At 69.0% G+C, this 12108-nt stretch carries 13 protein-coding genes; 9 read left to right on the top strand and 4 right to left on the bottom strand.

Features of this window, described 5'->3' with window-relative positions:
• Positions 1 to 95: 95 nt before the first annotated feature.
• Positions 96 to 1292, bottom strand: a complete 1197-nt coding sequence (locus M8859_RS17605; RefSeq protein WP_195139947.1) for an NAD(P)/FAD-dependent oxidoreductase — start codon at positions 1290 to 1292, stop codon at positions 96 to 98.
• Positions 1293 to 1509: 217 nt separating this feature from the next.
• Between M8859_RS17605 and M8859_RS17600 the strand changes: the two genes are divergently transcribed.
• From M8859_RS17600 to M8859_RS17590, 3 genes are all read left to right on the top strand, one after another.
• Positions 1510 to 1866, top strand: a complete 357-nt coding sequence (locus M8859_RS17600; protein ID WP_159924974.1) for an SPW repeat domain-containing protein — start codon at positions 1510 to 1512, stop codon at positions 1864 to 1866.
• 5 nt (positions 1867 to 1871) lie between these two features.
• Complete coding sequence (locus tag M8859_RS17595; protein ID WP_321209918.1) at positions 1872 to 2495, top strand: TetR/AcrR family transcriptional regulator; 624 nt, start codon at positions 1872 to 1874, stop codon at positions 2493 to 2495.
• A gap of 92 nt (positions 2496 to 2587) precedes the next feature.
• Entirely contained in the window at positions 2588 to 3544 is a 957-nt protein-coding gene (locus tag M8859_RS17590; RefSeq protein WP_195139946.1) for a type IV toxin-antitoxin system AbiEi family antitoxin domain-containing protein, read from the top strand.
• Positions 3545 to 3655: 111 nt separating this feature from the next.
• Here the strand turns inward: M8859_RS17590 and M8859_RS17585 are convergent, their stop codons facing one another.
• Complete coding sequence (locus tag M8859_RS17585) at positions 3656 to 4477, bottom strand: alpha/beta fold hydrolase (protein ID WP_249644556.1); 822 nt, start codon at positions 4475 to 4477, stop codon at positions 3656 to 3658.
• A 177-nt stretch (positions 4478 to 4654) separates the two neighbouring features.
• Here M8859_RS17585 and M8859_RS17580 point away from each other — a divergent pair, with 177 nt between their 5' ends.
• From M8859_RS17580 to M8859_RS17570, 3 genes are all read left to right on the top strand, one after another.
• On the top strand, positions 4655 to 5920 hold the full coding sequence (locus M8859_RS17580) for an epoxide hydrolase family protein (protein ID WP_195139945.1): 1266 nt from the start codon (positions 4655 to 4657) through the stop codon (positions 5918 to 5920).
• 216 nt (positions 5921 to 6136) lie between these two features.
• Positions 6137 to 7147 carry an adenylate/guanylate cyclase domain-containing protein gene (locus M8859_RS17575; RefSeq protein WP_159925167.1) on the top strand — a complete coding sequence of 337 codons (1011 nt, stop codon included), beginning with the start codon at positions 6137 to 6139 and terminating at the stop codon, positions 7145 to 7147.
• A gap of 47 nt (positions 7148 to 7194) precedes the next feature.
• Positions 7195 to 7962 carry an RluA family pseudouridine synthase gene (locus M8859_RS17570; protein WP_195070342.1) on the top strand — a complete coding sequence of 256 codons (768 nt, stop codon included), beginning with the start codon at positions 7195 to 7197 and terminating at the stop codon, positions 7960 to 7962.
• Between the two features lie 148 nt (positions 7963 to 8110).
• On the opposite strand, the gene M8859_RS17565 is transcribed toward M8859_RS17570, so the two are convergent.
• On the bottom strand, positions 8111 to 8710 hold the full coding sequence (locus tag M8859_RS17565; RefSeq protein WP_223520477.1) for a TIGR03086 family metal-binding protein: 600 nt from the start codon (positions 8708 to 8710) through the stop codon (positions 8111 to 8113).
• Positions 8711 to 8761: 51 nt separating this feature from the next.
• Here M8859_RS17565 and M8859_RS17560 point away from each other — a divergent pair, with 51 nt between their 5' ends.
• From M8859_RS17560 to M8859_RS17550, 3 genes are all read left to right on the top strand, one after another.
• Positions 8762 to 9199 (top strand): MarR family winged helix-turn-helix transcriptional regulator, encoded by a 438-nt coding sequence (locus tag M8859_RS17560; protein ID WP_195070341.1) that lies wholly within the window; start codon positions 8762 to 8764, stop codon positions 9197 to 9199.
• A gap of 242 nt (positions 9200 to 9441) precedes the next feature.
• Complete coding sequence (locus M8859_RS17555) at positions 9442 to 10227, top strand: metallophosphoesterase (RefSeq protein WP_249644555.1); 786 nt, start codon at positions 9442 to 9444, stop codon at positions 10225 to 10227.
• Positions 10228 to 10293: 66 nt separating this feature from the next.
• Entirely contained in the window at positions 10294 to 10971 is a 678-nt protein-coding gene (locus M8859_RS17550) for a phosphodiesterase (RefSeq protein ID WP_159924986.1), read from the top strand.
• On the opposite strand, the gene M8859_RS17545 is transcribed toward M8859_RS17550, so the two are convergent.
• Positions 10968 to 12029, bottom strand: a complete 1062-nt coding sequence (locus M8859_RS17545) for an AraC family transcriptional regulator (protein WP_249644554.1) — start codon at positions 12027 to 12029, stop codon at positions 10968 to 10970. The two genes, M8859_RS17550 and M8859_RS17545, sit on opposite strands and share 4 nt — an antisense overlap.
• Positions 12030 to 12108: the final 79 nt, after the last annotated feature.

Genomic DNA, 12108 nt, shown 5'->3' with positions numbered 1-12108 from the left:
CGTCCACGCCGTCTCGTGACACCCGGCGGCGACTTCACCCGTGCGCCGCAGTGCCCTGCTTCACCGCGCCCGCTGACGTGGCTTCGACCGAGCGTTCAGCGCGGCGCCAGGAGTTCGGTCACCGGAGCGCCCGCCGCGATCTTGGCGCGCGCCTTCATGACCTGGGCCGTCATGCCCGCGCCGACGACACCGGTGAGATTGCCGCCCTGCGCGTAGTAGGCGAGGAACTTACGGCCGTCGTCGGAGGCGATGTGCACCTCGTCGGTCGCGCCGGGGGTGCCGAGAGCCTGGATCTTGACGTCGTACTGGTCGCTCCAGAAGTACGGGACGCGGGCGGCCGTGGGCAGGTCGGCTCCCAGCAGCGCGCAGGCGACCAATTTGGCCTGTTCGCCCGCGTTGGTCCAGTGTTCGACGCGTTTGCGCGATCCGGTCTCGTGCAGCCACGCCGCCACGTCGCCGACCGCCCACACGCCTTCGGCCGAGGTCCGCCCCACCTCGTCGGCGAGCACGCCGCCACCGGCCGCCGGGTCCGCCAGCGCGATCCCGGAATCGTTCAGCCATTCGGTGACCGGCCGCGAGCCCACCCCGATCACGACGAGGCCGGCGGCGACCTCCGTACCGTCGGACAGCCGCGCCCCGCGAACCCGCCCGGCGTCGTCGCCGAAAAGAGTGTCCAGGCCGGTGCCGCAGCGCAGGTCGACGCCTTCCGCGCGGTGCATCCGCGCGACCAGTTCGCCCACTTGTTCGCCGAGCACCGAGGCCAGCGGCGTCGCCTGCGGTTCGATCAGCACGACGTGCACCCCGTGCGCACGGAAGCTTGCGGCCAGCTCGCAGCCGATGAACCCGGCGCCGACGACGAGCGCCGTCGTGGCCGCGTTCAGATCGGCGCGCAGAGCGACGGCGTCGGAATGGCCGCGCAGCACGTGCACGCCCTGGAGATCGGGCAGGCCGGAAAGGCGGCGCGGGCGCAGCCCGGTGGCCACGATCAGCTGGTCGTAATCCTGCGTCGTGCCGTCGGCGAGCCGGACGCGGCGGCCGTCGGCGTCGACGCCGACCGCTTCCGTGCTCAACCGCAGATCGATTCGCTTCTCGCTGTAGAACTCGCACGGGCGCAATGTGGTGTCGTCGGTTTCGCCGCGCACGAATTGCTTGGACAGCGGGGGCCGGTCGTAGGGCAACCGCGACTCGTCACCGATGAGCACGAGTTCACCGGCGTAGCCCGCGCGGCGCAATTCTTCCGCGGTGCGCAGGCCGGCGAGGCCGGCTCCGACGATCACGATCGGCGCGGTCATGCGGCCATCCCTTCATTGGAACCCGGCAGCCGATTCCGCGGAACCGGCGGTGAGACGAAGCCCACCCTAACCTCTGCATGGCTCCGGCCTCTGTGAGGACGATCACGCCGAGAGGGCCGGGCAACAGCGACGCAATCGTAGCCGTTCCGATATTGATCGGGCGGTCAATCAGGACTATACCGAGGATAGGACATAGTCACAGCCCGAGGAGGTACATATGTTCACCGAGAGCCGCGCGCAGGATTTCCTGGCTGTCGTACTCGGAGCCTTCACCGCGCTGTCCCCCCTCTGGGTGGACACCAACGACAACGCCATGTGGTCGTTGATCGTGCTCGGCGTGCTCATCGCCCTCACCGGTCTCGCGCAGATGGCCCGCCCCGAAATGGCGGCGGCCGACTACGTGATGGGCCTGTGCGGCGCGCTGCTGTTCCTCTCACCGTGGGTTATGGATTTCACGGAGTACCGCAGCGCATCCTGGACCGCATGGGTGGTCGGAATAGTGACGGTGGTGGTCGCGGTAGCGGCGCTGCCCGCGGTGTCGGGACGTCTGCACGGCATGGCTCCGCATCACTGATGCAGATGCCGAAGACCCGGCGCGCCGGGCGTCGCCGCAGCGCGAAAGCCGACGGCGACGCCCGGCAGCTCATCCTCGACGCCGCGGAGAAACTCTTCGCGGCGCAGGGATTCGACGCCACCGCGACGGCGGCCATCGCCGCCGCGGCCGGTGTCCCCAAAGGACTCGTCTTCTACTACTTCCCGACCAAGGATTCGATCCTGTCCGCCTTGATGTCCGAGCGGGTGCCCGCGCAGCCGATCGACGACATCGGCACGGTGGTGACGCCTGGCGATCCGGCGGCGAGCCTGGTCAACCTCGATGCCGCGCTGAACCTGCGCGACCACCACTCGTCGGTGCTGCGGGTGATCCTGTGGCGGGAGGCCGACACCCACCCCGACGTCCGGCGGCAGCTGCGCCGCCTGCGCGATCAGATGCTCGACGTGACCGCCAAGGTGCTCCAGGCGAGCGCCCCCGGACCGGTCCACCCGGGAACCCTGCGCGCGTGTGCCGCGGCCTGGGTCTCGGCGATGTTCGCCATCGCCAGCACGGACCGGCTGCACGCCCTCGACGGTGTGCCACTGCCCACCGCCGACGAAGTGCTGAACGTGGCGCGGGTGGTGGCGGCGGGCATGACGCAGATGGGCTGATTCCGCATGGCGGTTGTCCACAGCCCGCGAGTTGTCCACATTCACCGCAGCGGCGGGCGTCTCCCGGGCGGTGATCGATCACGATCGTCGGTATGGAAGCACCGCAACTGATCTCGCGTCGGCAAGCGCTGGCATCGGGTCTGTCCGACAAGGCGCTGTATCGGCTGTGCCGGACCGGACAATGGCAGCGGCTGCGGGCCGGGCACTATCTGACCGCGCCGCGATCCGGGCTCGGTGCGCCCGGTCGGCATCTGCTGCTGACGCTGGCGACCGCGGAGTCCACGTCCGACTCCGCCATCACGAGCCACTGCTCCGCGGCAGTGCTGCACGGGCTGCCCACTTGGGGCATTCGGCTCGACCGCGTCCATCTGACCAGGAATCGAATCAACGGCGGCCGGCTGAGCAGACGGGTCGTGGTCCACTCCGCCCGGGTGGAGCCCGACGAGATCACCCTGGTCGACAACGTATGCGTGACCACCCCGGCGCGCACCGTCCTCGATATCGCGCGCTCGGAAGGCTTCGAACAGTCGGTGGCCGTGGGCGATTCCGCACTGCGTCAGGGTCTGACGACCACCACCGAACTGCGCGAACACCTCCGCCGGGCCCGGCAGCGGCCCGGATGCCGCCGAGCTGCCCTGGTCCTGGACTTCCTGGACGGCCGCAGCGAGAGCGTCGGCGAATCCCGCAGCCGGATCCTGCTGCGCCAACGCGGCTTCCCCGCTCCCGAGCTGCACGCGCGCGTCTTCTCCGAAAACGAGATATGCGTAGGTCGCGTCGATTTCCTGTTCCCCGACCTCGGCGTGGTCGGCGAGTTCGACGGGAAACCCGACCGCCGAGCCGCGTCAGGCGGCCTCTCACCCGACGCGCAGGCAATCACCGCGCGAGAGCTGCGCGACGAGCGACTCCGAGCCCTCGGCTGGACGGTCGTCCGCTGGATGTGGGACGACCTGTCGGCTCCCGCCGAATTGGCCGAACGCCTCCACACGGCCGCCCGCGCAGCCATCCGGAACCGCCGCCGCGGCTACTGGACCCCCACCCCCAAACCCTGACCACCGGTCGGACGAAGCCAGAACAGGTTCGCAGTGACCACGGCCGATGCACAGCGGCCTCGGCCTCGGCCTGGGCGAGGAGCGACCGCGCCGGCGAAGCCGGTGACGGGGTCAGGCAGGCCGGGTGAGGAAGTCGGTGACGTCGGCGGCGAAGCGGGGATGTTTGACCGCGCCCATGTGGCCGGCGCCGCGATAGATGACGAGGCGGGAATCGGGAATCCCGTCGGCGGTGCGGCGGAAGGTGCCCAGGCTGTAGGCGGCGTCTCGTTCGCCGCCGATCACGAGAGTGGGCGCCTGGATGTCGCCGAGGCGCTCGGTGAGGTCGAACGCGTCTTCTGCGCGCAGGAAGGCGTGCGTGTCGGCAGGGTTGCGGGGACGGGTCAACGGGTCGATCAGCCACATGGCGGCCGCCGCGAAGCGGGCGGCGACGGGCGAGGACACGGCGCTCGACGCCAAGTGGTGCATCGCCCGCCGCCCCTGCAAAGCGGCTTCGGCGTAACGCATCTGCCCTTCCTTGAGGGCCGGATCCAAACGGCATCCGGATGATGCGACGACAAGGCGGCGCACGACTCGCGGATGGTCGGCGGCGAGTTGCAATGCCACCGAACCACCCGAGGAGATGCCGAGCACGTCGACCGGCTCGCCGAACTCGCCGCGCAGCGCGTCCGCGTGCTCGGCGGCGATCTCGGCCATCGTGATGCCCTCGGCCATGCCGGGCGCGCGGCCCACCGCGAAGACGCGGAAGTGCCCGGCCAGCGGCCGCAGCACCTTGATCTCGGAGTCACGCATCCAACCGTGCGGATTCGCGTGGTCGGGGGTGAACCACCGGAGGAACACCAGTGGCCGACCCGAACCGATGGCGAAGTACGGCATGCCGTGCGTCAGCGCACCCTCCGTGACCTCGAGCTTCGCAGCCCCTCCGGTCTTGACCACAGCGCCCTCCGATCAGAGATCCATCCGTCGGCCCGACGTTATCGCGGTGCGCCGAGGGTTGCGATGACCTCCGTGATCAAATCCGCCTTCTCCGCACACCGGAAAAGGACACGACTGATCGGCAGCGTCGGGTGAACTGACGCCGAACACGGAGAACGCGCGGAGCATACTGGCCCGGTGAGTCATGAGCGTTCCCGTGGAGTCGAGAAGCGGCCGTTCCCGCTGGAGTCCACGCCCATTCATGTGTCCGACGAGGTGCTCACCGACCTGCGGCGACGACTCGAGTTGACGCGCTGGCCGGTCGACGCGGGTAATGAGGACTGGTCCTACGGCGTATCGCGGACCTATCTCCAGGAACTGGTCGAGTACTGGCGCACCGGTCACGACTGGCGCGCCGCCGAGGCCGCGATCAACGCCTACGAGCACTACTTCGTCGAGACCGACGGCGTGCCGGTGCATTTCATGCGAAAGCCGGGCGCCGGGCCGAACCCGACTCCGTTGCTCCTCACCCACGGGTGGCCCTGGACATTCTGGCACTGGGCGAAGGTTGTCGACCCGCTGGCCGACCCCGCGGCATTCGGCGGCGACCCTGCCGATGCGTTCGAGGTGATCGTCCCCTCGTTCCCCGGGTTCGGATTCTCCGCGCCGCTGCCGGATAACCCGGACATGAACTTCTGGAAGGTCGCCGACCTCTGGCACGTTCTCATGACCGAGACGCTCGGTCATACGAAGTACGCCGCGGCGGGCTGTGATGTCGGCGCGCTGGTCACGGGGCAGCTCGGGCACAAGTACGCCGACGAGCTGTACGGCATCCACATCGGCTCCGGCCAGAAGCTCACCCTGTTCGACGGCGACCGCGGTTGGGACATCACCGGCGGCAGACCCATTCCGGACGGCCTGCCCGCCGACGTGCGCGCCCGGATCATCGCGCTGGAACGGCGCTTCGCCGTCCACCTGGCCGCGCATGTGCTCGAACCGAGCACCCTCGCCTACGGCTTGTCCGACTCGCCCGCCGGACTGCTCGCCTGGATCCTGCAACGCTGGGTGAGCTGGAGCGACAACGGCGGCGACATCGAGTCCGTCTTCAGCAAGGACGACCTGCTCACCCACGCGATGATCTTCTGGGTCACCAACTCCATCGGCTCTTCGATCCGCACCTACGCCAACAACAATCGCTACCCGTGGCGCCCTTCGCACGACCGGCAGCCCCCCGTCGAGGCTCCCACCGGCATCACCTTCGTCGGCTACGAGAACCCGCCCGGCGTCACCACCGACCGCCGGGTGCAAAGCTTCCTCGACAGCGACCGCGGCGATTGGTACAACCACGTCAACCTCACCGCCCACCACCACGGCGGGCACTTCATCCCGTGGGAAATACCGGCCGAATGGGTCGACGACCTCCGCCGCACCTTCCGCGGACGCACTCCGTCCACCACCACCTAGCCCTGGCGCTGCGCGATCGAATCCGTTCGCGCCCAAGCGCATACCCGCCGCCGGCGCGCGGGTGTACCGACCACGGCACGGCGGGGACCGTCTCGGTGGTCACAGAGGACGCACACGCTGTCGGTGCGGGGCCGAACTCGACCTCGGGTAGACGGAGTTATGTGAACTCACCCAATGGACGCGGACTCTTCGGAGGTGGCCCGTAAGGTACCGATCATGGTGCCCACCGAGAGGTCCGAGCTGGTGCGGTCGATCGTCGAGTCCTATTTGCTCGACGGAGCGCGCCGGTACGACCGCACCGAGGTCGCGGAGCGGTCCGGGACGACGACGGCGCTGACGAAGCGATTGTGGTTGGCGCTCGGTTTCCCGTCGAGTATCGGAGACGCGGCGGTCGACTACGCCGACGCCGACGTCGCCGCGGTTCGCAACTTCGAGCAGCTGACCGTCCTGGCCGCGGCGGACACCCGGCAGCAGTCGGCGACCGCGCGCACGCTCGGCCAGGGCATGGCGCGGCTGGCCGAATGGCAGGTGGACCTGGTGCTGGCGGAGATCGAGGAGCGCATCGCGAGCATGGACCCCGCCGCCGACCCGGAGGAGGCCGTGCGCATCGCCACCGAAGGCGCCATCGCCACGCTCGAGCAGCTGAACATCTACGCGTGGCGACGGCATCTCGCCGCGGCGCTGTCGCGCTCGCTCGACCCGGGGACGAGCGCGGGTGAGTCGGTGCGCGAATTGGCCGTCGGTTTCGCCGACATGGTCGGCTACACCAGGCTGACCAGGCATTTGCACCCCGACGAGCTGTCCATGCTGCTCGAGGCGTTCGAATCCACCACCACCGCCGCCATCACCGAGAACGGCGGATGGGTGATCAAGAACGTCGGCGACGAAGTCATGTTCGCCACCGAGAGCGCCACCGAGGCCGCCCGCACCGCCCTGGCCATCCAGGAGTCGACCATGATGGTCGGCGGCACCCCGGACCTGCGTGTCGCCATCGCCTACGGCCCGGTCCTGCAACGCTTCGGAGATCTGTACGGCTCGGTGGTGAACATCGCGTCCCGGCTCACCGGCGTCGCGCGGCCGGGCACCGTCCTGATCGACGACCACGCCGCCGCCGCGTTGGAGGGCGACCCTTCGTTCACCATCAAGCACCTGCGCAGCGTCCGGGTGCGCGGCTTCAATCGCCTGCGCCCGCACCTGCTCCGCCGTAACGGCAAGAACGGCAGGTAGCCGCGACCGCGTGCCGCAGCCGACCACAGCCGCCCTAGGCTCGTCCGGTGGACACCGACTGGTCACAGCTGCGCGCGCGTTCCCTCGTCGAGGAGGACGCGGCGATTCTGGCTCTGCACAAACCCGCCGGAATCTCCGTCACCGGGGAGCGCCACGATACCGACCTCGTCGAGTTGGCGGCCGCCTCCGGTGAAACGCTCTATCCGGTGCACCGGATCGACAAGGTGACCTCCGGCCTGATCCTCTTCGCGAAGGAACTGCCCGCGCACGGTGAGCTGACCAGGCAGTTCAACAAACAGACCGCCGACAAGGCGTATCTGGCCGTCGTCGCGGCCACCGGCCTGCCCGATTCCGGCGTGATCGATCTGCCGCTCAGCGTGGGACGCAAGAACCGGGTGCGCATCGCGGCCGCGCGCGAAAGCATCCGCTGCCGGGAGGGCCGCTGGTTCGTCGAGGACACCGACCTGCTGCCCGCCAAGAACTATCCCTCGCTCACCCATTTCGTGACCGTGCTGCGCGCCCCGGCGCACACTGTCCTCGCGCTGCGCCCCGTCACCGGCCGCCGTCACCAGATTCGCGTCCATCTCGCCTGGACCGGACATCCGATCGTCGGCGACCCCTTGTTCGATCGCTCCGGCGCCCACCAACGGACCTACTTGCATTCCTGGCGCCTGGGCCTGACCGCCTCCTGGCGCACCCCGCCGGAACTGAGGTTGACCGCCGAACCCGACACCGAGTTCTGGGGCCCGCCGGGGGAATCCGCCGACCCGGCGACCCTCGCCCACGCCGCCGGCCTGCTGCCTACCCTCGGCTGACCCCGCCCGCGATCCCCTTCCGCTTACAGCCCGGTGTCGGTCACCTGGGCGTCGACTCCGTTTCCTCCACAGTCATCCCCAGGCGGGCTGTGCACATATTCGCCGCCGGTGCGAGCAGCGGAAAGCCTTGGGAGCGACGGGCGGACGGTCAGCTCGGCCAGTTCGGGGAGCGGCCGAGGAGCAAGAGGATGCGGTCGAGCGTCGAGGATTGTTCCGGGACGGACAGCGCCGGCGCGAAGACCGAACCGGGGGCGGACCGTTCGGGGCCGTCGGGGACGGCGAGGGCTATGTTCAGCGCCGCTTCGGCTACGGCCGGATCGGGAGTGACGGTTTCTCCGATCGATCGTGCGACGTCCCAGGCGTGGACGACGCTGTCCACCAGGTGGAAGCCGATCGCCTGGGTGGCGGGAACAGGGTGGCCAGGCGCTTCCGGAAACGCCAGCGAGCGCTCGAAGACGTCTTGCGCGGCGAAGGCGGCGACCACGTCGTCGGCGGAGGCGAGATAGGCGGCGACCGGATCGGCGGACGTGCGGACAGCCCAGACCCCGGGATCGTCGCCGCCCCGCGCGGCAGCGGCGAAGCCGTGATTCTGCGCGGTCATGTGTTCCAGCAGGTCACGTAGACGCCAACCAGTGCAAGGGGTTTCGGCATCCAGCTGATCAGGGCGCACGCGGGCGACGACGTCCACGGTCAATCGAACCGAACGGGCGTGACGGGCGCGCATATCTTCCATAGATTCAGTAAGCATGAGCTTATAGTAAGCTTAAGCGTACGATTTGCCAAGCAGTATCGTCGATCCATGCCGAACGTCCGTCCCGATCTCGCCGCGATGCTCGTGCCGCTCGGCCGGGCGTTGATGGCCCTGGAGCTGCCCGTGCTGGAGCGCCACGAGCTGTCGATGTGGGGCTACGCCGTGCTGCTCGGCCTCGACTCCGAACCCGTCCACACCCAGGCGGCGCTGGCCAAGGCGATCGGCGCGGACAAGACCCGCATCATCGGCGTGCTCGACGAACTCCAGCGCCGGGGACTGATCACCCGCGAGCCGGACCCCACGGACCGGCGGGTCAACCTGGTGTCGCTCACCGACGCGGGCCGCGATCTGCGCGACCGCGCCCAGCACGACATCCAGGCCGGCGAGGACCGCCTGCTCGAACGGCTTCCCGCATCGGACCGCCGCGTTTTCCTGCGCGCCCTGCGCACCCTCTCCGACGCGGTGTCCGAACCGCCCGCATCCTGACGTTTCCAAAAGCACGGGCATCGGCGCCACCTTCCATGTGCCGGGACCGCTCGATACGGAGCCCCGACCAGCACCACCACACACTTCACAATGTGACTCTCCGCACATACCGGCGGACATCATTCGCGCGGTGGCGAGCGTCATGGCGACGCGTAATACGCAGGTCAATTAGCCTGATGGCGTGCGGCGGGCGCGACGCGCGCACACTCTGACGCAGTGCAGCGAACCCCTAGCGAAAGCGAATGCCGATGATCCTGGTGGCTCAGGTCAGCGACACACATTTCGATCTCGGCACCCGCAACGCCGAACGTGTCCAGCGGGTCATGGCGTTCCTCGCCGGCCTGCGCCGCAGACCCGATGCCATCCTGGTGACCGGCGACGTCACCGAATCCGGCAAACCCGAGCAGTACGCGGAGGCCAAGCTCGCGTTCCAAGCCGAGACCCCGGTGTACGCCATCCCCGGCAATCACGACGACCGCGCCGGGTTCCGCACCGGCCTGCTCGGCGAGCCCACCTCCGACGCACCGATCAACCACGTGCACCGCATCGGCGATCTCACCATCGCGCTGCTGGATTCGAGCGTCCCGGGCGAGGCAGGCGGTCGACTCGCCGAGGAGACCTACCGGTGGCTGGGCGAGGTGCTCGACGCCGCGCCCGCGGGCAAGCCGATCCTGCTCGCGCTGCACCATCCCCCCGCGCACCTGTTCAGCCCGATCGTCGACGAGATCTCCCTCGCCGACCCGCAGCGGCTGGCCGACCTGGTCGCCGGTGACGACCGGATCGTCGCCGTGCTCACCGGCCACGCGCATTCGGCCGCGACCACCACGTTCGGGGGACGCCCGCTGCTGGTCGCCCCCAGCACCGCGTCGGTGCTGAGCGGCGAGTGGGAACTCGACCTGCCCGATCACGTCATGGACTACGCCCCTGACCCGGCGGTCTCGCTGCACGTCATCGATGACGACCACCGGCTCACCACCCATTTCCGGTCCGTTCCGATGAGCGGCCGGATCGGCGTGCAACCGGCCTGAGCGCGGTTTACCTGGCACGAGCCGGGGCAATCGGGAGGCACACGACGCCTACCCGGGAGGATCACCATGGTCGATCTACCAGCCGCAGTGGTGAAGAACGCGTTCGCGGCCGGAGCACGGATCCGGCATGCGCGGGTATTCCACCCGAACGGGTTGCACCTGGCCGGTCGTCTGCACGCGGAACCCGAGTTCGAGCCGCTGTTCGGCCCCGGTGATCGCGCGGTGATCGCACGGCTGTCCAAGGGTGTCGGGATGCCGGACGGACTGCCCGATGTCCTGGGCTTGGCCTTCCGGGTGCTCGGCCATGACGACCAGCCTTGGGATTTCGCGTTGGCCACCACCGGCCGGGGACCACTCGGCCGCTTCGTGATCACCCCGGCGCGCGGCTGGGCCAGCGCACGCTACGGCTGCCTGATGCCCTACCGGATCGACAACTCCGCGCCGACCTGGTTCTTCGCCGAACCGGACAGCGTTCAACCGGCCTCGGCGTCGCTCGAGTCGATGCAAGCCCACTTGAACGAAGACCTGGTGAGCTTCACCCTCACCGCGAGCCGCCTCGTCGGATCGGCCTGGCGGGTCGCCGAACTCACGTTGCGTCCCGCGGAATCCGCCGAGCACCGAACGGATTACTTCGATCCGATGCTGAACCATCCGCCCGAGGTGGAGCTGTTCCCGAAAGCCGTCGGCAAGATCCGCGAGCTGGCCTACACCGGCAGCCGGAGCGGCCGCGGCGAAGGCGCCTAACGCCGGACGGCGCGCTCCCGGCGGTAGGCCGCCGGCGTGTTACCGGTCCACCTTTTGAAGGCGAAGATGAAAGTCGAGGCTTCGGCATAGCCGAGCCGGATCGCCACATCGCTCACCGAAAGCGGTGTGGCGGTGAGCATTTCCTCTGCCAGAGCGCGCCGTACTTCGTCCAGCAACGCGCGATAGCTGGTGCCCGCCGCGTCCAGATGACGCCGCAGCGTGCGCGTGCTCATGTTGAGATCGTTCGCCACCGCGTCGATGCCGGGCGGCGCGGCGAACCCGTCCGCGCCGCCGCGCGGCACCAGCCGCTCGCGTACCTCGGCCGCGATGCCGGTGCGGGCCCTGCGGCGGTGCACCAGATCACGGCACTGCGCCAGGCACATCGCCCAGGTGTGCTCGTTGGCCTGCGGCAACGGTTGTTCCAGCAGCATCGGCTCGATCGCGAACAGGTTGCGCGGCATCCCGAAACGCGGCGCGACCACGGTGACGTCCATGATTCGGTCCGCGTGAGCGGGCGCGGGAAAACGGAATTCCGCCCTGGTCAGCGGCAAGGGGGTGCCGAGCAGATCGCTCATCACCCGATGCATCGCGGTGACGTCGCGTTCGACAAGGAATTGGCGCACGTCCGTCGGCACCGACTCGTCGTGCACCACCGCGACGAACTCGCTGTCGCCCCACTCGGCCACCGGCAGGCAGAACGTGAAGCTGAGGTCCAGATAACGCAGCGCGAAGCTGATCGCTTCACCCAGCGTCGGGCTGCTGACGCAGGCGAAGCCGAAGATGCCGAAGGTGGTGATCCGGTAGCGGCGACCGATCTCCACGCCCAGCGCGGGCCGGCCGGCGAGCTCACGGACGAGATTGCGCACGACCGCCAGCTCGGTGTGCGCATCGATCTGTGCGTCCGGATCGCGCAATTGCTGCTCGGTGAGCGCGGTGCCGCGCAGCATGGGGGCGGCGGGAACGCCGTGTTCGGCCGCGTAGCCGACCATCAGCGCCACGCTGGCCACGCCGCGCGGAAAGTTCCAATCGCGGATGTCCGGATCCTGTACCCGCTCCACGCGGACATTATGGCCGAATTTCTCTATACGACGGCACGGCGGCTCCTACAGTGGAGTCAGCTACGGTCGGAGTGAGGAG

It is taken from the genome of Nocardia sputi, from assembly GCF_023501985.1.
This window is presented reverse-complemented; position numbering and strand designations above follow the sequence as displayed.

Excerpts from the sequence above, each read along its gene's own strand:
- M8859_RS17605 (WP_195139947.1), bottom strand. The coding sequence starts at position 1,292 with ATGACCGCGCCGATCGTGATCGTCGGAGCCGGCCTCGCCGGCCTGCGC.
- M8859_RS17600 (WP_159924974.1), top strand. The coding sequence starts at position 1,510 with ATGTTCACCGAGAGCCGCGCGCAGGATTTCCTGGCTGTCGTACTCGGA.
- M8859_RS17595 (WP_321209918.1), top strand. The coding sequence starts at position 1,872 with ATGCCGAAGACCCGGCGCGCCGGGCGTCGCCGCAGCGCGAAAGCCGAC.
- M8859_RS17590 (WP_195139946.1), top strand. The coding sequence starts at position 2,588 with ATGGAAGCACCGCAACTGATCTCGCGTCGGCAAGCGCTGGCATCGGGT.
- M8859_RS17575 (WP_159925167.1), top strand. The coding sequence starts at position 6,137 with ATGGTGCCCACCGAGAGGTCCGAGCTGGTGCGGTCGATCGTCGAGTCC.
- M8859_RS17565 (WP_223520477.1), bottom strand. The coding sequence starts at position 8,710 with ATGCTTACTGAATCTATGGAAGATATGCGCGCCCGTCACGCCCGTTCG.
- M8859_RS17560 (WP_195070341.1), top strand. The coding sequence starts at position 8,762 with ATGCCGAACGTCCGTCCCGATCTCGCCGCGATGCTCGTGCCGCTCGGC.
- M8859_RS17555 (WP_249644555.1), top strand. The coding sequence starts at position 9,442 with ATGCCGATGATCCTGGTGGCTCAGGTCAGCGACACACATTTCGATCTC.
- M8859_RS17550 (WP_159924986.1), top strand. The coding sequence starts at position 10,294 with ATGGTCGATCTACCAGCCGCAGTGGTGAAGAACGCGTTCGCGGCCGGA.